17 protein-coding genes are annotated in these 20206 nt (G+C 65.9%); 8 read left to right on the top strand and 9 right to left on the bottom strand.

The window, feature by feature from the left end:
- Positions 1-102 precede the first annotated feature (102 nt).
- Positions 103-501, top strand: coding sequence for a DUF423 domain-containing protein (locus ACSSVZ_RS05035; protein ID WP_453968684.1), 399 nt, complete (start codon positions 103-105; stop codon positions 499-501).
- A gap of 69 nt (positions 502-570) precedes the next feature.
- On the opposite strand, the gene ACSSVZ_RS05030 is transcribed toward ACSSVZ_RS05035, so the two are convergent.
- Entirely contained in the window at positions 571-1584 is a 1014-nt protein-coding gene (locus ACSSVZ_RS05030) for a ligase-associated DNA damage response exonuclease (RefSeq protein ID WP_453968682.1), read from the bottom strand.
- 213 nt (positions 1585-1797) lie between these two features.
- Here ACSSVZ_RS05030 and ACSSVZ_RS05025 point away from each other — a divergent pair, with 213 nt between their 5' ends.
- On the top strand, positions 1798-2658 hold the full coding sequence (locus ACSSVZ_RS05025; protein ID WP_453968681.1) for an EAL domain-containing protein: 861 nt from the start codon (positions 1798-1800) through the stop codon (positions 2656-2658).
- A 72-nt stretch (positions 2659-2730) separates the two neighbouring features.
- A complete protein-coding gene (gene aceB, locus ACSSVZ_RS05020; RefSeq protein WP_453968680.1) occupies positions 2731-4344 on the top strand; it encodes a malate synthase A in 1614 nt (537 codons plus the stop codon).
- Positions 4345-4439: 95 nt separating this feature from the next.
- On the opposite strand, the gene ACSSVZ_RS05015 is transcribed toward aceB, so the two are convergent.
- The 6 genes from ACSSVZ_RS05015 to ACSSVZ_RS04990 all read right to left on the bottom strand — a co-directional run bounded on the left by ACSSVZ_RS05015 (position 4440) and on the right by ACSSVZ_RS04990 (position 10187).
- Positions 4440-4682, bottom strand: a complete 243-nt coding sequence (locus ACSSVZ_RS05015; RefSeq protein WP_453968679.1) for a hypothetical protein — start codon at positions 4680-4682, stop codon at positions 4440-4442.
- 178 nt (positions 4683-4860) lie between these two features.
- Complete coding sequence (locus tag ACSSVZ_RS05010) at positions 4861-5103, bottom strand: hypothetical protein (RefSeq protein WP_453968678.1); 243 nt, start codon at positions 5101-5103, stop codon at positions 4861-4863.
- Positions 5104-5275: 172 nt separating this feature from the next.
- Positions 5276-5524 (bottom strand): hypothetical protein, encoded by a 249-nt coding sequence (locus tag ACSSVZ_RS05005; RefSeq protein ID WP_453959995.1) that lies wholly within the window; start codon positions 5522-5524, stop codon positions 5276-5278.
- A 255-nt stretch (positions 5525-5779) separates the two neighbouring features.
- Positions 5780-6256, bottom strand: a complete 477-nt coding sequence (gene greA / locus ACSSVZ_RS05000; protein WP_453968677.1) for a transcription elongation factor GreA — start codon at positions 6254-6256, stop codon at positions 5780-5782.
- Positions 6257-6370: 114 nt separating this feature from the next.
- Entirely contained in the window at positions 6371-9625 is a 3255-nt protein-coding gene (gene carB / locus ACSSVZ_RS04995) for a carbamoyl-phosphate synthase large subunit (protein ID WP_453968676.1), read from the bottom strand.
- A 232-nt stretch (positions 9626-9857) separates the two neighbouring features.
- Positions 9858-10187, bottom strand: coding sequence for a helix-turn-helix domain-containing protein (locus tag ACSSVZ_RS04990; protein ID WP_453968675.1), 330 nt, complete (start codon positions 10185-10187; stop codon positions 9858-9860).
- Between the two features lie 328 nt (positions 10188-10515).
- On the opposite strand from ACSSVZ_RS04990, the gene ypfJ reads away from it, so the two are divergent.
- Positions 10516-11439: a KPN_02809 family neutral zinc metallopeptidase gene (ypfJ, locus tag ACSSVZ_RS04985; RefSeq protein WP_453968674.1), complete on the top strand. Its 924-nt coding sequence runs from the start codon at positions 10516-10518 to the stop codon at positions 11437-11439.
- 73 nt (positions 11440-11512) lie between these two features.
- On the opposite strand, the gene ACSSVZ_RS04980 is transcribed toward ypfJ, so the two are convergent.
- Both ACSSVZ_RS04980 and carA read right to left on the bottom strand, forming a co-directional pair.
- Entirely contained in the window at positions 11513-11794 is a 282-nt protein-coding gene (locus ACSSVZ_RS04980) for a hypothetical protein (RefSeq protein WP_453968672.1), read from the bottom strand.
- A gap of 152 nt (positions 11795-11946) precedes the next feature.
- Positions 11947-13170, bottom strand: a complete 1224-nt coding sequence (gene carA, locus ACSSVZ_RS04975) for a glutamine-hydrolyzing carbamoyl-phosphate synthase small subunit (protein WP_453968670.1) — start codon at positions 13168-13170, stop codon at positions 11947-11949.
- Positions 13171-13441: 271 nt separating this feature from the next.
- Here carA and ACSSVZ_RS04970 point away from each other — a divergent pair, with 271 nt between their 5' ends.
- The 4 genes from ACSSVZ_RS04970 to ACSSVZ_RS04955 all read left to right on the top strand — a co-directional run bounded on the left by ACSSVZ_RS04970 (position 13442) and on the right by ACSSVZ_RS04955 (position 20125).
- On the top strand, positions 13442-13891 hold the full coding sequence (locus ACSSVZ_RS04970) for a GatB/YqeY domain-containing protein (RefSeq protein WP_453968669.1): 450 nt from the start codon (positions 13442-13444) through the stop codon (positions 13889-13891).
- A gap of 436 nt (positions 13892-14327) precedes the next feature.
- The gene (dnaG, locus tag ACSSVZ_RS04965) at positions 14328-16283 is read left to right on the top strand and encodes a DNA primase (RefSeq protein WP_453968668.1); all 1956 of its coding nucleotides are present in this window, start codon (positions 14328-14330) and stop codon (positions 16281-16283) included.
- Positions 16284-16583: 300 nt separating this feature from the next.
- A complete protein-coding gene (gene rpoD / locus ACSSVZ_RS04960) occupies positions 16584-18575 on the top strand; it encodes an RNA polymerase sigma factor RpoD (RefSeq protein ID WP_453968667.1) in 1992 nt (663 codons plus the stop codon).
- A gap of 383 nt (positions 18576-18958) precedes the next feature.
- Positions 18959-20125 carry a hypothetical protein gene (locus ACSSVZ_RS04955; RefSeq protein ID WP_453968666.1) on the top strand — a complete coding sequence of 389 codons (1167 nt, stop codon included), beginning with the start codon at positions 18959-18961 and terminating at the stop codon, positions 20123-20125.
- Positions 20126-20206: the final 81 nt, after the last annotated feature.

The raw sequence follows: 20206 nt of genomic DNA, 5'->3' as shown, positions 1-20206 counted from the left end.
ACACCGCGACGGCGCGCCGCCTTGGCAGGGGCCTGCCCATTGGGCAAGGGTGGGCGCCGGTGCCGCACATGGCCGGCGGCCGCAGACAGCGAGGATTGCCCCATGCGCACCTGGATCGTCATCGGCGCCCTCAACGCCTTCGTCGCCGTGGCGCTCGGCGCGTTCGCCGCGCACGGGCTGAGGGGAAGCGTTCCCGAGGCGGACCTGGCGATCTTCCAGACCGGCGCGCACTACCATATCGTCCATTCCCTCGCGCTGGTCGCGGTCGGGCTGCTCGCCGCCCACCGGGCGTCGTGGCGGATCACGGCCGCGGGCGGGCTGTTCTTCGCCGGCTCGATCCTGTTTTCCGGCAGCCTGTATTATCTCGGCATCACCGGCAGCCGTGCGCTGGTGATGGTGACGCCGGTGGGCGGCCTCGCCTTCCTGCTCGGCTGGCTGATGGTGGCGCTGGCGGCCCTCGGCCTGCGCCCCGGCGGGCCCCGGGATCGCGACTGGACGTGACCGATCGGCGCATCCCGAAGCGCGATGCCGCTGCGGGACTGGTCCCTGCCTTCCTCGTTTCCCTCCAGCTCAGGCGGCCGCCTCGTCCTCCTCGCCGTAGCCGACGAGGCGGAGCGGCCTGGCCCGGATCTGGCGGGTCTCGCACCAGTGGACGAGCGCGTCCTCCTGGCCGTGGGTGACCCACACCTCGCTGGCGCCCGTCTCCACGATGGTGGTGCAGAGATCCTCCCAATCGCCATGGTCGGAGATGACCAGCGGCAGCTCGACGCCGCGCTGGCGGGCCCGGGCCCGAACCCGCATCCAGCCCGAGGCGAAGGCGGTCACCGGGTCGCCGAAGCGGCGCGACCACAGGTCGGCAAGCGCCCCCGGCGGACACAGCACGATCTCGCCGCCGAGTGCTGCGCGGTCCACGTCCTTCACCGGCGCGAGATCCCCGAGCGGAACGCCAAGGGACTCGTAGAGGGCGCAGAGCTTTTCCATTGCGCCGTGCAGATAGATGGTTCGGTGATGGCCGGCCGCGCGCAGCAGCGCGATCACCCGCTGGGCCTTGCCGAGGGAATAGGCGCCGACGAGGTGGGCGCGCTCGGGGAACAGGTTCAGGGAGGCGAGCAGCCTGGCGATCTCGCCGCCGGCGTCGGGATGACGGAACACCGGCAGCGCGAAGGTCGCCTCGGTGACGAACAGGTCGCACCCGACGGGTACGAAGGGCGCGCAGGTGGGGTCGTCCTGGCGCTTGTAGTCGCCGGAGACGACGGCACGTCCGTCGACCGTCTCGATCAGCACCTGGGCGGAGCCGATGACGTGGCCGGCGGGATGCAGGCTGAAGCGGTACGGGCCGAGCGCGACGGTGTCGCCATAGGGCAGCGGGCGGGGATCCTCGGCGAACGCCTCGCCGTAGCGGGCCGCCATCACCGCGAGCGTCTCCGGCGTGGCGTAAACGGTGCCGTGGCCGGCGCGGGCGTGGTCTGCGTGGCCATGGGTGATGATGGCGGTTTCGACCGGACGGACGGGGTCGATGAAAAGGCCTGCGGCCGCAACCGCAAGGCCCTCGGCCTGCGGCCGCAGATGCATGTCCCAAGCCATGCAATCCTCCACTACTCTCGCCTGCGCTCGCCAGCCGCGGAAGCAATCTCGAGCCGGTGGATGCGAGGGTTGCATGCTCGGCGAAGTGTCGTTGCCGCTTGCGGCGCGCGATAAAATATAATTGCTTTTGCGTGCAGTCTGATTGTGGAACAATCTCCAGTTATGGCGTTTGCTCCGGTCTGAGGAGAGGATCCAACCAGGCGAGTACGGCACATGCTATCAAAAGAAATCGACAGCGACTGCTGGTCGGGCCCCAATTTGATCATGGCATTCCAGCCGATCATCGACTTCTCGACAAGGGAAGTGTTTGGCTACGAGGCGCTGGTGCGCGGTGCCGGCGGCGAAGGGGCGGGAGAGGTGCTCTCCCATGTAACGCCGGCCAACCGCGTCGCGTTCGAGATGGCCTGCCATATGGCGGCGATCGAAACGGCGCGGCGTCTTCACATCAATCCCAACCACTATCTCTCGATCAATTTCCTCCCGAGCGCGCTGAGCAGCGTCGACAACACGGTTGGCCACACCCTCAGTGCCGCAGCCATCGCCAACATCGGCGCGCAGCAGCTCATCGTTGAGGTCACCGAAGCCGAGCCGGTGGAGGATCCGATCAAGATTTCCCGGCTGTTCGCGGACTACCGCCGGCGTGGCCTGAAGACGGCGATCGACGATTTCGGGGTCGGCTATGCGGGGCTGGGCCTGCTTGCCGATTTCCAGCCGGACTTCATCAAGATCGCCATGCCGTTGGTGCGCGACGTAGACGAAAGCCCGGCGCGGGCCGCGATCACCCGGGCGATCCTGCAGGCAGCACGGGACCTGTCGATCGACGTCATCGCGGAAGGAGTGGAATCCCAGCGCGAGGTGGGAGCGCTGCGTGCGCTCGGCGTCAACCTGTTCCAGGGATTCCTGTTTGCCCGGCCGTCGGCGGACGTTCTCATCCCCCGCGCCGATATCCGCTTTTCCGAGCCGCCGCCGACCGCCCTTCCCCTGGCGCGCTCGGTTGCGCTGGTGCGGAGCGGCGCCAGTGCGAACACCGGCTCGTTCGCCAACAAGCAAACAGCTTCTCCTCTCCGGCAATAATCTTCTCTGCCTCCTGCCATTCAGGCGTGGTAGCACGGGTCGCAAAGGAAGACGCCCGACGGAGGAGAGGACATGGCCGAGAGCAACACCGCCGCAGTCGACGCGCCGGACAATGTCGTGGTGACCGGGTCGCTCGGCCCGCGCTTCGAGGAAGTGCTGACGCCGGAAGCGCTGGCCTTCCTGGCCGACCTTCACCGCAGCTTCGACCACACCCGCCGCGATCTTCTGGAGGCGCGGGCCGTGCGCCAGCGCGAATTCGATGCGGGCACGCTGCCGGACTTCCTGCCCGAGACCAGGGAGATCCGAGACGGCGCCTGGCGGATCACCAGCATTCCGGACGATCTCAGGGATCGGCGGGTGGAGATCACCGGGCCGGTCGACCGCAAGATGGTCATCAATGCGCTGAACTCCGGCGCAAAGGTGTTCATGGCCGACTTCGAGGACGCGACGTCGCCGACCTGGGCGAACGCGATCGAGGGCCAGATCAACATGATCGACCGCTGGGCCGACCGGATCGACTTCACCGACGAGACCAGCGGCAAGCGCTACGCCATCGGCCCCAACCCGGCGGTGCTGTTGGTGCGGCCGCGCGGCTGGCACCTGCCGGAGGTCCACATCGAGGTCGACGGCCGCCCGATGTCCGGCGCGCTGGTCGATTTCGGCCTCTACGTCTTCCACAATGCCAAGACGATGATCGCCCGGGGAACGGGGCCGTATTTCTATCTGCCGAAGCTGGAGAGCCACAAGGAAGCCCGGCTCTGGAACGACGTCTTCGTGCACGCCCAGAACGCCCTCGACATCCCGGTCGGCACCATCAAGGTGACGGTGCTGATCGAGACGCTGCCGGCGGCGTTCGAGATGGACGAGATCCTGTACGAGCTGCGCGATCACATCGTCGGCTGCAACGCCGGCCGCTGGGACTACATCTTCTCGTTCATCAAGACGCTCCGCCGGAACCAGGGCTACGTCCTGCCGGATCGCAGCCAGGTGGTGATGGGCAAGGCTTTCCTGCGCGCCTATTCGCTGCTGCTGATCAAGACCTGCCACAAGCGCGGCGCGTTCGCGATGGGCGGCATGGCCGCGCAGATCCCGAACCGCCGCGATCCGGAGGCGAACGAGGCGGCGCTGGCCAAGGTGCGTGCGGACAAGGAGCGCGAGGCCGGCGACGGCCATGACGGCACCTGGGTCGCGCACCCGGATCTCGTGCCGGTGGCGATGGAGGTGTTCGACCGCCTGATGCCCGAGCCGAACCAGATCGGACGCCAGCGCGACGACGTCATGGTCGGACAGCGCGAACTGCTGGAGGTCCATCCCGGCAACAAGACCGAGGCTGGCCTGCGCGACAACATCCGCGTCGGCGTCCAGTACATCGAGGCGTGGCTTCGCGGCAAAGGGGCCGTGCCGCTCTACAATCTGATGGAGGACGCTGCGACGGCGGAGATCTCACGATCGCAGATCTGGCAGTGGCTGACGTTTGGTGCCCAGCTCGACGACGGCCAGACGGTCACCGCACCGCTGTTCGCCAAGCTGCTCGACGAGGAGATGGCAGGGGTGCGGGCCGAGATCGGCGCAGAGGCCTACGATGCGGGCCGCTTCCCCGAGGCGATCGAGCTGTTCCGGACGCTGTCCACTGCCGACGACCTGGTGCCGTTCCTGACGCTGCCCGCCTACGAGCTCATTGCCTGAAGAACGGCCTGAGGAACAGGGGCCGGGCGCACGGCGCCGGCCCCAGGACGTTCGGCCATCCGCGCACGGGCGGATGGCTGCCGCGCGCGCAGTGGTCAGTCGTGGTTTTCGTTTTCCGTGGCGATGTCGCCGATGGTGGCCTTGCAGCGCTCCGACACCTGGTCGACGTTCTGCTCCAGGCACAGCTGGACCTCGATCGGCGGCACATTGCTGCACAGGCGCTCGGCGTCTTCGCGGCAGGCGGCGCGCGCTTCCTGCACTTCCGGACCGGATTGCGCGAAGGCGGCGCCAGCCATGAAGCAGGTGACGAGGCCTGCGGCCAAAACGGTTCTGATCATCCGAAGCCTCCCGAGACTGCGACCTGCCCCCCGGGGCCCGGCCAGACGTGAAAACGGCGCCGGCTGGCCCGGCGCCATTTTCTACACTGAGGGCGAGCCTGCCCGAATGCAAACCCTATGTGGGGTTGCGCGCAAGCCTCCCGCCCCGGGGTCGCCCGCCCCAGCCGAGGCCCGCCGCTCAGTCGTGGTTCTGGTCTTCCTCGCGGACGTCCTTCACGGTCGTCTTGCAGCCTTCCGAGACCTGATCGATGTTCTGCTGAAGGCACTCGGCCGCCTCGATCGGCTCGACATTGCTGCACAGGCGCTGGATGTCCTCGCGGCACGCGGCGCGCATGTCCTCGAATTCCGGACCTGACTGGGCGAAGACGGCACCGGCAGTGAAGCAGGTGACAAGGCCTGCGGCCAAAACGGTTCTGATCATCTGAGACCTCCCACACATCGGCCGGCCTTCCGAGCCGGCACGGAACAGAAAAACGGCGCCGGTGGTTCCGGCGCCGTCGTCTACCCTGAGCGCGCTCCGCGCGCGATGCAAACCCAATGTTGGGCAGCACGAACACCAATGTGTGGTCGCGCAACCCGTAGGGTGCAGGCGGTCAGTCGTGGCCTTTGCTCTGATCGCTCACCGACTGGACCGCTTCCTTGCACGCCGCAGACACCTGGCCGACGCGCTCCCGCAGGCAGGCGGACACGCTGTCGTCGTTTGACTTCGCGTCACCACACAGGGTGGCGATGTCGCTGTTGCAGGCCGACCGGATCTGCTGCATCTGCGGGCCGGACTGGGCCAGGGCGGGTCCGGCGAAGAGGGCGGCCGCGAGGCCGGCGGTGGCGATAACTCGGATCATCGAACAACTCCCTTGGGTTCTTGTTTCCATCCGTCGACCCATCCCCACGGCCTGCGCGGCCGTGGCTTCGGCGAAGGACCTTCAGCGCCCCATTCCCACGATCCCTGAACTGAGAACGCGGCGTTTTGTTCGATCGCCCGGTCGAAAAGACGGAATCCCGGCAGTTCCAGCACTTTGAGCGGCACCAGGTCTGGCACAAACGAAAAACGGCGGGCCAAGGCCCGCCGTTTGGAAACATGCGACGTGAGGATCACATCAGGCGAGGAAGATCACCTTGATGATCTCGTAGGAGCGCGCACCGCCGGGAGCGGCGACTTCGACGGTATCACCCACGGTCTTGCCGATCAGCGCGCGGGCGATCGGCGACGAGATCGACACCTTGCCCGCCTTGGCGTCGGCCTCGACGTCGCCGACGATCTTGTAGGTCTTCTCTTCGTCGGTGTCCTCGTCGACGAGCGTCACCGTCGCGCCGAACTTGACGGAATCGCCGGACAGCTTGGCAACGTCGATCACCTCGGCGCGCGACATCTGGTCCTCGATCTCGAGAACCCGGCCCTCGTTGTGGCTCTGCGCCTCTTTGGCCGCGTGGTACTCGGCATTCTCCGAAAGGTCACCATGGGCGCGCGCCTCGGATATTGCCTGAATGATTCGCGGGCGCTCCACGGAGGTCCGACGCTTCAGCTCGACTTCGAGCGCAGCGTAGCCTTCCGGGGTCATCGGTACCTTTTCCATCGGGACGAAATCCCTTTCCGTTAGTCCGGGCCAGTGTCCGGACGAGACCACACATGCACACACCAATGCCGCGCGTGGCGGCGGATCTCCCGCCGGCCGCGCCGGTGCTGGCTTTTACTCAGCCGGAGCGAAATAGGATTGCAGCGGCCGCACCTCAAGAACGCCGGTGCTGTAGGCCTCGATCCCCTTGGCCGCAGCTATGGCGCCTGCGACGGTCGTGTAGTAGGGCACCTTCTGTATCAACGCGGCGCGCCTCAACGACCTGCTGTCGGCGAGCGCCTGGGCGCCTTCCGTCGTGTTGAAGACCAGCTGCACCTCTCCATTCTTGATAGCATCGACGATGTGCGGTCGACCTTCAAGCACCTTGTTGATCTTGCGGGCGGGAATTCCCTCCTCGGCGAGATAGCGCTGGGTGCCGGAAGTTGCGATCACCTCGAAGCCCAAACGCACAAGGGTCCGAACGGTTTCAAGGATCTTCGGCTTGTCGGCGTCGCGGACCGAGATGAACACGGTCCCGCTGGTGGGCACGCGGGTGCCGCCGCCGAGCTGCGACTTGGCGAAGGCGGTGGCGAACGCACGGTCGAGGCCCATGACCTCACCGGTCGAGCGCATCTCCGGGCCGAGCACGGTGTCGACGCCCGGGAAGCGGGCGAACGGGAACACGGCTTCCTTGACGGCGACGTGATCGAGCTGGCGGCGCTTCAGCCCGAACGTGGCGAGCTTCTCGCCGGCCATCACGCGGGCGGCGATCTTGGCGATCTGGATGCCGATGGTCTTGGCGACGAACGGCACCGTGCGCGAGGCCCGGGGGTTCACCTCGAGAACGTAGATCTCCCCCTCGCGGATGGCGAACTGGACGTTCATCAGGCCGACGACGTGGAGCCCGCGGGCGAGCTTGCGGGTCTGCTCCTCGAGCGCCTCGATGGCGGCGTCGGAGAGCGAGTGGGCCGGCAGCGAACAGGCGGAGTCGCCGGAGTGGATGCCGGCTTCCTCGATGTGCTCCATGATGCCGCACACGAAGACGTCGGTGCCGTCGGAGATGGCGTCCACGTCGACCTCGATGGCGTCGGCGAGGTAGCCGTCGATCAGCACCGGGCTGGTGCCGGAGACGACGACGGCCTGGGTGACGTAACGCTCGAACTGGCTCTCGTCGCGCACGATCTCCATGGCCCGTCCGCCGAGCACGTAGGACGGCCGGACGACGACGGGGAAGCCGATCTCGGCGACGATGGCGCGGGCCTGCTCCAGCGAGCGGGCGATGCCGTTCTTCGGCTGCTTGAGATCGAGGTCGACCAGCAGCCGCTGGAAGCGGTCGCGGTCTTCGGCCAGGTCGATCTTGTCCGGGTCGGTGCCGAGAATCGGGATGCCGGCGTCCTTGAGGCCCTGGGCGAGCTTGAGCGGCGTCTGGCCGCCATACTGCACGATCACGCCGTGCAGGCGCCCTTTGGCCATCTCGGTCTCCAGGACGGCGAGGACGTCCTCGACCGTGAGCGGCTCGAAGTAGAGCCGATCGGAGGTGTCGTAGTCGGTCGACACCGTTTCCGGGTTGCAGTTGACCATGATGGCTTCGTAGCCCGCCTCGCGCAACGCGAACGCGGCGTGGCAGCAGCAGTAGTCGAACTCGATGCCCTGGCCGATCCGGTTGGGCCCGCCGCCCAGGATCACGACCTTGTCACGGTCCGTCGGACGCGCCTCGTCGCTCTCCATGCCGGGGGTCGCCGGCTCGTAGGTGGAGTACATGTAGGCCGTCGGGGCAGCGAACTCCGCCGCGCAGGTGTCGATGCGCTTGAACATCGGCCGAACGTCGAGGGAGACCCGAAGCGCCCGCACCGCATCCTCGGTGAGGCCGGCGAGAGTGGCGAGCCGGGCGTCGGAAAACCCCATCGCCTTGAGGTCGCGCAGCACGGCGGCAGTCTTCGGCAGGCCGTGCCGGCGCACCTTTTCCTCGACCTCGATGATCTCGGCGATCTGTTCGATGAACCAGGGGTCGATCTTGCAGGATTCGTGGACCTGGTCGGGCTCGAAGCCGAGACGCAGGGCCTGGGCGACCTTCAGGAGCCGGTCCGGTGTGGGCGTGCCGAGGGCGGCGCGGATGGCGTTCTTGTCGTCGCCGACACCGAGGCCCTCGATCTCGACCTCGTCGAGACCGGTGAGATCGGTCTCCAGGCCGCGGAGCGCCTTCTGCAGCGATTCGGCAAAGGTGCGGCCGATCGCCATGACCTCTCCGACCGACTTCATCGAGGTGGTCAGGATCGGGCTGGCGCCCGGGAACTTCTCGAAGGCGAAGCGGGGGATCTTGGTGACGACGTAATCGATCGTCGGCTCGAAGGAGGCCGGCGTGGCGCCACCGGTGATGTCGTTCTCCAGCTCGTCGAGGGTGTAGCCGACGGCGAGTTTGGCGGCGACCTTGGCGATCGGGAAGCCGGTCGCCTTGGAGGCGAGCGCGGACGAGCGCGACACCCGCGGGTTCATCTCGATGACCACCATGCGCCCGTCTTCCGGGTTGATGGCGAACTGGACGTTGGAGCCGCCGGTCTCGACGCCGATCTCGCGCAAGACCGCGATCGAGGCGTCGCGCATGCGCTGGTATTCCTTGTCCGTCAGCGTCAGCGCAGGGGCAACCGTGATCGAATCGCCCGTGTGGACGCCCATCGGATCGATGTTCTCGATCGAGCAGATGATGATGCAGTTGTCGTCCCGGTCGCGGACGACTTCCATCTCGTACTCTTTCCAGCCGAGAACGGATTCCTCGATCAGCACCTCGTTGGTGGGCGAGGCGTCGACACCGCGCTCGACGATCTCGAGGAATTCCTCGCGGTTGTAGGCGATGCCGCCGCCGGTCCCGCCCATGGTGAACGAGGGCCGGATGATCGCAGGCAGGCCGATGTCGTCCAGCGCAGCCAGCGCTTCCGACAGCGAATGGGCGAGCTTGGAGCGGGGGCTCTCGAGACCGATCTCGGTCATCGCCTCGCGGAAGAGCTCGCGGTCCTCGGCCTTGTCGATGGCCTCGGCCGTGGCCCCGATCATCTCGACGCCGTACTTTTCGAGGACCCCCAGCTTGCGCAGCGACAGGGCGCAGTTGAGGGCCGTCTGACCGCCCATGGTCGGCAGGAGCGCGTCCGGGCGCTCCTTCTCGATCACCTTGGCCACCAGCTCCGGCGTGATCGGCTCGATGTAGGTCGCATCGGCCAGCTCGGGATCGGTCATGATGGTCGCCGGATTGGAGTTGACCAGAACGATCCGGTACCCCTCCTCCTTCAGCGCCTTGACCGCCTGTGCGCCGGAATAGTCGAATTCGCATGCCTGGCCGATAATGATCGGCCCGGCTCCGATGATCAGGATGGTCTTGATGTCTGTTCTTTTCGGCATCCGGGCTCGCAGGCCGACCGCCGGAGGCCGACGGGCGGTCCGGGGGTCGATCGATCGCGGGAATTGTGTGAGGGGCGGGTGAAATGCCCCGACGAGGATCGATCCGCCCCCGCTAACGCACCGCGCCGGTCTGTCGAGCGTTCCGGCGGGTTCCGGATCCGACCCAAAAGCTCGCGGGCTTATAGAAGACTTCGCGTGGGCAGGGAAGGCCTGAGACGCGCTTGAGGCGTGGTTACTCGCCGGCGGCGACGTTGGCGGGGGTATCCGCCGCCTCGATCGGTGCGGTTTCGGCCGACAGGGCGGGTCCGGCTGCGGTCTTCTCGCCGTCGAAGTCGAGGACGCCATGCGACAGCGCATAGCAGGCGAGGCGGACCGTCTTCGGGATGCGGACGGCCTTCCCGTCGCGGTTGCCCTTCTCGTAGTACTGGATCATCCGCTTCTTGAGGCCAAGCTGATCGGCGGCTTCCTTCTGCTTGAGGCCCAGGGATTTTCGCCATGTACGGAATTGCTCCGGGCCCATGTCGAAGGCCTCGTCAATGCTTTTCGTCTTCAGGTCGGTCACCGGAATCGCTCCTTGGGACAACGCCTTGAGGTTGGTCTGCGGCCAAAACGCCCAGCGCAGACGGTCTGTCTCCATCCGGGCGGGCGCACTTAGTGCAGAAATCCGGATAGCTCTCCGACCGCAATTACGCAAGCTCGAAGCGACCACGGAAGGCCGTCTCGCCACGATTCCTTCTGTCGCAAGTCCGTGAAGAAACTATGGTGTCGACCACGCGCACGCGGACGGACCCATTTTCAATCCTTTCGCCGCAAGAGGTCCTCTTCGCCGGAGGCCGGCGGCGGAACCCCGGTTGAAGCCGCGCGTTCGGTGAGGGAACAGGGAGAGCGGGATGCGGTGGCGGGGCAGGCGGGAAAGCACGAATGTCGAAGACCGTCGGGGCAGCGGAGCCTCGTACGGACGTGGCGGTTTCCGGATCCCCCCGATGGGTGGCAGGCGCGGCGGCGGCGGTCGCCTGAGCGGCGGCAGCATCGGGCTCCTCGTGGTGTTCGTGCTGGTCATGTGGGCCCTCGGCGTCAATCCGCTGGAGCTGTTGCAGGGATCGATGGGCCAGGACGGGGCGCGGCAGTTGCCCAGCCCGTCCGCCACCACGCAGACCGCCGATAGCGGCACCTCGGACGAGATGAAGCGGTTCGTGTCGGTGGTGCTGGCCGACACGGAGGACGTGTGGTCGACCAAGTTCGAAGAGAACGGCGAGCGCTATGTGGAGCCGACGCTGGTGTTGTTCACCGACCGGGTCCAGTCGGCCTGCGGGCTGGCGGGGGCGGCGAGCGGACCGTTCTACTGCCCCGGTGACCAGAAGCTCTACATCGACCTCGGTTTCTACAAGCAGCTCGCCGATCGTTTCGGGGCGCCGGGCGATTTCGCCGAAGCCTACGTGATCGCCCACGAGGTCGGCCATCACGTGCAGAACCTGCTCGGCATTCTGCCGAAATTCCACGAACTCCAGCAGAACATGAGCAAGCGCGAGGCCAACGCCATGTCGGTGCGGGTGGAACTGCAGGCCGACTGTTTCGCCGGCGTCTGGGCGCACTACGAACGGGAAAAGGGCCTGCTGGAGGCGGGCGACACCGAGGAGGCGCTGACCGCGGCGGCAGCCGTCGGTGACGACGCGATCCAGCGGGCGACCCAGGGCCAGGTCGTGCCCGACAGCTTCAATCATGGCACGTCGGAGCAACGTCAGAAGTGGTTCCAGACCGGCCTCGACAGCGGCGAGGTCAGTGCCTGCGATACCTTCTCGCCCCAGGAGCCCTGAATGGCGGGGCACTGGCCCAGCGGCGTCGAGCAAGCGCGGACAGTGGCGCAGCGCCGGCGCGCCGTCGCGAAGGTCAGTGCTGCTTTGAAATCATCAGCATGAAGGGGATCTCGCCGCCCTTTTCGAGAATCATCGAACCCATCGCCGTGATGACGCCGATGCTGCGATTCTTCATCGCGGCGTTGAGTTCGTAGTCGATGTGTTCCTTGGGCAGCAGTTCGCGGTCGACGATCTCCATGAAGTGACGGACGATACGGACCGGGGTCCGGTCGAGAAGATCGTCGGGACCCTCGAAATCGTACCGGTTGTCGCTCCCGGTCTCCGCATCGATCATGTTGGCGGTGAAAGTGGCCATTGCGCCCTCAATCCGTTGCCGAACCCGACTTACGCAGAGCGCCCGTCGGCGGGGCGGCGACGCGATGAAGATCCGTCGCCGGGCGCGCATGCGCCCGGCCCGACACTCCAAAGCGGCCGCTTAGCAGACCACTATAACGCTTCGATGACCGGTCAGCCGCGCTCGTCGACGAGCGGATCGCCCTTGCGGGCGCGGATGTGATTGACGAAGCGCTTGAAGAGATAGTGGCTGTCCTGGGGGCCGGGGGACGCCTCCGGATGATACTGCACGGAGAAGACCGGACGGTCCTTGAGGCGGATGCCGCAGTTGGATCCGTCGAACAGCGAGATGTGGGTCTGCTCGACGGTGTCCGGCAGGCTTTCCGCATCGACGGCGAACCCGTGGTTCATCGAGGTGATCTCGACCTTGCCGGTGGTGTGGTCCTTCACCGGGTGGTTAGCGCCGTGATGCCCCTGGTGCATCTTCGACGTCTTGCCGCCCAGCGCGAGGCCGAGAAGCTGGTGGCCGAGACAGATGCCGAACACCGGCACGTCCTTGTCGATGAGCGTCTTGAGGGTCGGCAGGGTGAACTCGCCCGTCGCGGCGGGATCGCCGGGACCGTTCGACAGGAACACGCCGTCCGGCTCGAAAGCGAGGATGTCCTCGGCGGTTGCCGTGGCCGGCACCACCGTCACCTTGCAGCCTTCGTTGGCCAGCAGTCGGAGGATGGTGCGCTTGATGCCGTAGTCGATGGCGACGACGTGATAGCGCGGCTCGGTCTGGCGGCCGTAGGCGTTGGTGGTGAAGTCCCAGATCGTCTCGTCCCAGACGAACGTCTGACCGCCGGTGACCTCGCGGGTCAGGTCCATGCCTTCCAGGCCCGGCCAGTCGCGCGCCTCGGCCGCCAGCGCCGCGGTGTCGAAACGACCGCCGCGGTCATGGGCGATCACGGCGTTGACGTAGCCCTGGTCGCGGATGCGCGCGGTGAGGGCGCGGGTATCGATGCCGGTGATGCCGATGATGCCGCGGGCGGTGAGCCAGCGATCGAGATCGCGGGTGGAGCGGTAGTTCGACGGATCGGTGATCGGTGCCCGGAGCACGCAGCCGAGGACGCCCGAGCGCGCGGCCATGTTGACCGTCTCGATGTCGTCGTCGTTCGTGCCGACGTTGCCGATGTGCGGAAACGTGAAGGTGACGATCTGGCCCGCGTAGGACGGATCGGTGAGGATCTCCTGATAGCCCGTCATCGCGGTGTTGAAGCACACCTCACCGACCGCGTGGCCGGTGGCGCCGACGCCGTATCCGGCGATCTCGGTGCCATCGGCGAAGATAAGACGTGCCGTGGCGACGGGGGCTGCCCAAGCATCCGCTCCGGCAAGCTCTTGTAGACCTGTCATGAACCAACTACCTCTTGCATCGTTGGAACGGGCGCGATACACGCGCCGCGTTCGACGACAGCGACCAGGCGGTCGTTGTCGGATCGCGAACACCGACGATGTCGAGGCGATCAAGGTCCGGACGCTAGGCCATGAAGAGGCGTGCGTCAACGTGTGATCTGCGTTCCAAACACGTTTGTTATCAACAACTTATGCCAGTCGGGACGTATTGTCGCCGATGGGAGCAGCAGCTATCGTGCACCATCCGTCATTCTCTCTGACGAGACCGGCCATGCGGGACGAAATCAACCGAGCTCTGAAATCGGCTGTCGTGGATCACGACAAGCGCCGCGCCTGTACGCTGCGTTTGATCCAGACCGCGATAAAGGACCGCGACCAGGCGGCTCGGGACCGCGGGCTTGAAGGGATCGGAGACCGCGAGGTCCTCGATCTTCTCGTAAAAATGATCGAACAGCGCCGGGAATCGGCCGCGAATTTCGAATCTGCCGGCCGGATCGATCTGGCCGAGCAGGAGCGCCAGGAAATCGGGATCATCAAGTCCCTGCTGCCGGCGCAGCTGGACGACACCGAGATGCGCACGGTCTGCGTGGAGGTCGTCGAGGACATCGGCGCCCACGGCCTGCGCGACGTCGGCCGCGCCATGGCGGCGCTCAAGCAGCGCTATCCCGGCAAGATGGATTTCGGCCGGGCCAGCTGCGTCGTGAAGGACCTGCTGCGCTGACCGGCGCCTCGGCGATCACGATATCCCCATAGTTTTCCACCGAAATCGTGTCGCCAGCCACCGTCGATGGGATCGGCGCGCTCGATGGCGCTCGGCAGTGGACCCCGGGGAACAGTTGACGCACTGTGATCGACACAAGCCGAGCGGGGATGCCCCGGTGCGGCGCAGCCGTGCCTCGGGTTCGGCTCCGCACTAGCGGCATGACGGCCAGGCGTACGGGCCTTGGGACCATATCGCGGGGCGAGGGCGGACATTGGGTCCGGGCCGTTGCCTCGTCGCGCTTGCGGCGAGCGGAGGGTGGCCTGCTTCAGGCCCTATCCCTCAAGCGGGGACCGGCTTTTCGCCCGCATCCCGCTAGAATGTGAGAATCGGTCACGATGAATGGCGCGGGGTCCTGTCATCCCGAGGCCATCGTGATCCAGCGGACCGGGTTTCGATGAGATTTCCGCCTGAGTTCCTGGACGAACTGCGCAACCGGCTGCCGCTGTCGGAGGTGGTCGGGAAGCGTGTGACCTGGGACCGGCGCAAGTCGCAGTACGGCAAGGGCGACTACTGGGCGTGCTGCCCCTTCCACGAAGAGAAGTCGCCCTCCTTCCACGTCGATGACCGCAAGGGCTTCTACCACTGCTTCGGCTGCGGCGCTTCGGGCGACCACATCCGCTTTCTCACCGACGCCGAAGGTCTGAGCTTCCCCGAGGCGGTCGAACGGCTGGCCGAGCAGGCCGGCGTTCCGCTGCCGACGCCGGATCCGGCCCAGGCGCGCCGCGACCAGGTGCGCGCCAGCCTGACCGACGTGGTGGCGCTTGCCGCCCGCTTCTATTCCGAGAGTTTCGCCTCCGACGCCGGGCGCGAGGCGCGCGCCTATGCGGAACGGCGCGGCCTCGACCGCGAGACGATCGCCACCTTCGGCATCGGCTATGCGCCGGGTGGGCGCGATGCCCTCAAGCGCTACCTGATCGGCCACAAGGTCGAGGAAGCGCAGATGCTGGAGGCGGGCCTGGTGATCCGCCCCGACGACGGGCGCGCCACCTACGACCGCTTCCGCAACAGGCTGATGATCCCGATCCACGACCATCGCGGCCGCATCGTCGCCTTCGGCGGGCGGGCGCTGGGCGCCGACCAGGAGCCGAAGTACCTGAATTCGCCGGAAACGCCGCTGTTTCACAAGAGCGCGGTGCTGTTCAATGCCCACCGGGCCCGCGCCGCCGCCCACCAGGCGGAGGCGGCGATCATCGTGGAGGGCTATCTGGACGCGATCGCCGTCTACAAGGCCGGCATCCCGCATGTGGTGGCGAGCCTCGGCACGGCGTTCACCGAAGAGCAGATCGCGGCCATGTGGCGTCTCGCGCCGGAGCCGGTGATCTGCTTCGACGGCGACAAGGCCGGCACCGCCGCCGCCCGGCGCGCCGTCGACCGCATCCTGCCGCTGATCGAAAGCGGCCGCTCCTTCAATTTCTGCTTTCTGCCCGACGGCAAGGATCCCGACGACCTGATCGCGATGTCCGGCCGCGACGGCTTCCTGGCCGAGGTCCGCCGCGCCAGGCCGCTGGTGGACGTGCTCTGGGAGCGCGAACTGGTCGGTGCCCGCGTCGATACGCCGGAGCGCAAGGCGGCGCTGGAGGCGCGTCTGGAGGGCCTGATCGAGGCGGTGAAGGACACCCGCGTCCGCCGCCGCTACCACTTCGACATGCGCGGGCGCCTGGCTGAGCTGTTCCGCGGCAACGATCGCCGCGGCAACGACCGACGCGCCGGCGGCAGGGGGGCGCCGCGCGATCCCGCGGCCCCCGGCTCGGTCATGCTGGCCGGCGCCGGGCCGACCGACACGGATCTCGCCGAGCTGGAGCGGATCGTGCTCGGGCTGTGCGTTGCCTATCCGCGCTTCGTCGATGCCCATTGGGAGTGGATCGACCGGGTCCGCTTCTCCTTCGATCCGCACGAGCGCTTCAAGCGCACGCTGCTGTCGCTCGCCATCGACGAGGGCGAGATCACCCCGGCGCGGCTGCGCGTGGCGCTCGAGCCGGGGCTCGACACGCTGCTGGGCGAACTGTACGGGCGATCGGGCGGACGCGGAGAGCGACTGTCGCATCGCTTTCCGATTCTGGCGTTCGGGCCGCCCGACGGCTTCGTGGAACGTTGCCTGCTGCACTTCCTCGACCGGTTGGAGCTCAGGGTGCTGGAGGGCGACCTCGATGTCGACATCGCCCAGGCCGACGAGCACCTCACGGCGGAGGGCGAGGCCCGGATCCTGGCGCTGTCGCGCGAGCTGGTGCGGCGACGCCAGGCCTTCCAGGACGAGGACCGCGACCTCGCCGATCAGGCCAAGGAAATTCGCGGTGCCCACGTGGCGGCGGAGGCTGACGGCGGCCCCGTCATGCCGGCCGCGGGGCTTTGAAATTGGCCCGGCGATTCGCAACAACCGATTCAGTCTGCTTGCGAAATTGCTGGGCGACGCTATGTAAACGGTTCCGATCAGGGTCGGATCTCGAGGATCGACGGATATTGTCAGTCCGGAAACCGAATCGCGGCAGTCTGCTGCCGCCGACCGTTCCGGACGGCGACGCAATCACGGATCGACGAGGCGATGGACCGGCCGCTCCCCCGCGGACGGACCCCTCGGTCGATGTAACAAATGGCACCCTTTGCAGGGGGCGGCGGGCACTGCCTGCGGCCGGCAAGGCAAGGAGAACTCGGCATGGCGACCAAGACGACGGAATCCGAAGCGACCCCGGACGCCCCGCCGGAGACGAGCGATGGCCCGCTTCTGGATCTGTCCGACGCCGCCGTCAAGAAGATGATCAAGACCGCCAAAAAGCGCGGTTACGTCACCTATGACGAGCTCAACGAAGTCCTGCCCTCCAACGAGGTGACCTCGGAGCAGATCGAGGACACGATGGCCATGTTGAGCGACATGGGCATCAACGTGGTGGAACAGGAAGAGGCCGACAGCGACGAGGCCGCCGACGAGGAGGAGTCCAGCGACCTCGTCGAGGTGGGCTCCCAGGCGGTCGCCAAGACGACCACGACGCGTGAGCCGGCCGAGCGCACCGACGATCCTGTGCGGATGTACCTGCGCGAGATGGGCTCGGTGGAGCTGCTCTCGCGCGAGGGCGAAATCGCCATCGCCAAGCGCATCGAAGCCGGTCGCGAGGCGATGATCGAGGGCCTCTGCGAGAGCCCGCTCACCTTCCAGGCGATCATCATCTGGCGCGACGAGCTCAACGAGGGGAAGATCCTCCTCCGCGACATCATCGACCTGGAGGCGACCTACGCCGATCCCGAAGGCAAGGGCGCCCAGGAGGCCGGCGCGTCCGATGGCGAGGCCGACGGCAGCTCTGCCAGCGGCGACAGCGACGACAAGACCGAGAGCGGCGACAGCGACAGCGACGACGGAGACGACGACGAGTTCGAATCCAACGTGTCGCTGTCGGCCATGGAGGCCGAGCTGAAGCCGAAGGTCCTGGAGACCTTCGACGCCATCGCCGACAACTACAAGAAGCTGCGCCGCCTGCAGGACCAGAAGGTCGAGAACCGGCTGCAGCAGAACAAGTCGCTGACGCCGAGCCAGGAAAAGCGTTTCAAGAAGTTCCGCGAAGACATCATCGTCGACGTGAAGAGCCTGTCGCTCAACCAGAACCGCATCGATTCGCTGGTCGAGCAGCTCTACGAGATCAACAAGCGGCTGATGGGCCACGAGGGCCGGCTGATGCGGCTCGCCGACAGCTACGGCGTGAAGCGCGAGGACTTCCTCCAGCAGTATCAGGGCTCCGAGCTCGACCCGAACTGGATCCGCCGGGTGGCGAGCCTCGCCAGCAAGGGCTGGCGTCCGTTCGTTCAGGCCGAGAAGGACGGCATCCGCCAGCTGCGCCAGGACATCCACACGCTGGCCACCGAGACCGGCCTGGAGATCACCGAGTTCCGCAAGATCGTCTCGAAGGTCCAGAAGGGCGAGCGCGAGGCGCGCATCGCCAAGAAGGAAATGATCGAGGCCAACCTGCGCCTGGTGATCTCGATCGCCAAGAAATACACCAACCGCGGCCTGCAGTTCCTGGACCTGATCCAGGAGGGCAACATCGGCCTGATGAAGGCGGTCGACAAGTTCGAGTACCGCCGCGGCTACAAGTTCTCCACCTACGCGACGTGGTGGATCCGGCAGGCGATCACCCGCTCGATCGCCGACCAGGCCCGCACCATCCGCATCCCGGTCCACATGATCGAGACGATCAACAAGATCGTGCGGACCTCGCGCCAGATGCTGCACGAGATCGGCCGCGAGCCGACCCCGGAGGAGCTGGCGGAAAAGCTGCAGATGCCGCTGGAGAAGGTCCGCAAGGTCCTGAAGATCGCCAAGGAGCCGATCAGCCTGGAAACCCCGATCGGCGACGAGGAGGACAGCCACCTCGGCGACTTCATCGAGGACAAGAACGCGGTCCTGCCCATCGACGCGGCGATCCAGTCGAACCTGCGCGAGACTACGACGCGGGTTCTGGCCTCGCTCACCCCGCGCGAGGAGCGCGTGCTGCGCATGCGCTTCGGCATCGGCATGAACACCGACCACACGCTGGAAGAGGTCGGCCAGCAGTTCTCGGTCACCCGCGAGCGCATCCGCCAGATCGAGGCGAAGGCGCTGCGCAAGCTCAAGCACCCGAGCCGCTCGCGGAAGCTGCGTTCGTTCCTGGACAGTTAGGTTTGCCCCTCAGGCCGAGTTCGCTCCGCGAACCGGCTCCAGGGTGGGCGGCCTGACCGGCCGGCGCGCGGTCGCGCGCTGGTGGGTGTGATGCGGCGAACCGTCTAGTTATAACCGTTTCCTCTAAACCACATCGGATCACAGCGGGCCGCACTGCGAAAGGTGGCCAGCACACGCCTAATCTGATGCGGGACTTCCCGCGTGTGGCCTTTCCGTGCTTTTTGTCCCCGGCGTTGGGGTGAAAGGGGGCGTCTTTGGAGGAAAATCCGCCTGAACTCTTTGACCGTGAGGGGCTAAAAAGATGGCTTAGTGGCAAGTCTCCTAGCCTCACAAAAATATTAGTCGCCCGAGCAATGCTGCGTGCGTTTCCCGCGGTTTTGCCGATGTCGAGTGGACTTGAGAAGCAGCTTTCGTTTGTCGGTACCCAAGACTTGCTCTTTGGCTGCGTGAAGTCCGCATTTTTAGCGTGGGTTTCGGTTTATTATCCAGATAGGGATTTTCCAGACCGCGCCAGTTTCGATCTATTCGTGGCGGCTAGGGGTAGATCTGAAACTATCCAAGGATTTTCAAGAACTTTTCCGGATTTGTTCGATCCGAATGTCGCCTCTCGCGCGATAGAAAATGCTGCAGAAATCGATACCCTTGCTCGAGTAAAGTCGACAGATGCGTTGTCGATCTACGATGCGGTCCGTGCTGCGCCAGCTTGGAAAGCAGTAACGGAAGATGCTCGGCGTCTATCCCAGCTTGACGGGCACAAAAGGGTCGTTTGTTCTCCGCTCTGGCCGAGGAGTAATGCCGAGGGGGCTGGCATTTGGATGGGGCCGCCCGAGTGGGCATTGGCGCGACTCGCAGCGTTTGAAGAAAGCGATCTCGTTCAGAATGGTTCATGGGGTATTTGGCTAAATTGGTATAGGGGCGTTTTGAGGGGTGACCAGAACCAGGGGAAAGCAAGCGCGTTCGGTGAAGAAGCAGATTTAGAAATAGCGGGTCAGCCTGCGGTCTTCTGGAATAGGGATCCTGATGATGCCGTCGCGCAGATCGCTGCGATAGTAGCCAATCTAAATCCGGTAGATGCCCACGAGATCGGCGCACAGGAGGGCGGGTTCGTCTTCACCGCACGTGATGGCGAACTCTCCCATGTTCCTAGCCTGCCAGATTTCGATGAGGTCGCCGATAGAACGCAGGAAAAGCTATTCGTCCGGCTCAAGAGCCGTCTCGAGCGTTTTCGGCAATCGATGCAAAACAGCCTTGGGCGTTATCCTGTGCTTGGAGACGTCCTTGAAGACTACGCCAGAGCGCTTGCGGTTAACGAACTCGCTGAACTGGAAATCGACGAGCTTTGGCTCAGCGGTGTCGGGTTGATCTCTCAAGCGCGTGCGTTTGCCGCGCTCGATGAGACCCGCCAGGTGACGGAGCCGTTGGAACCGGAGCAGCAAGCGCTCCTTGGCGAGATTGCGCGCTTGCACGGTGCGTTTGTGATGGGGTTTGAGGCCGGAAGGCGACTGGCCGAGCGCTCACAAATTCCGCTGCTTACGCTGACCTGCCCCTGAGTTTTTCCTCCACCTGGAGTTAGAGTCCGGCCTCGATCGAAGGACGGACAGATGAAGCGGAAGCGATTTACGGAAGAGCAG

It is taken from the genome of Amorphus sp. MBR-141 (assembly GCF_053628695.1).
This window is presented reverse-complemented; position numbering and strand designations above follow the sequence as displayed.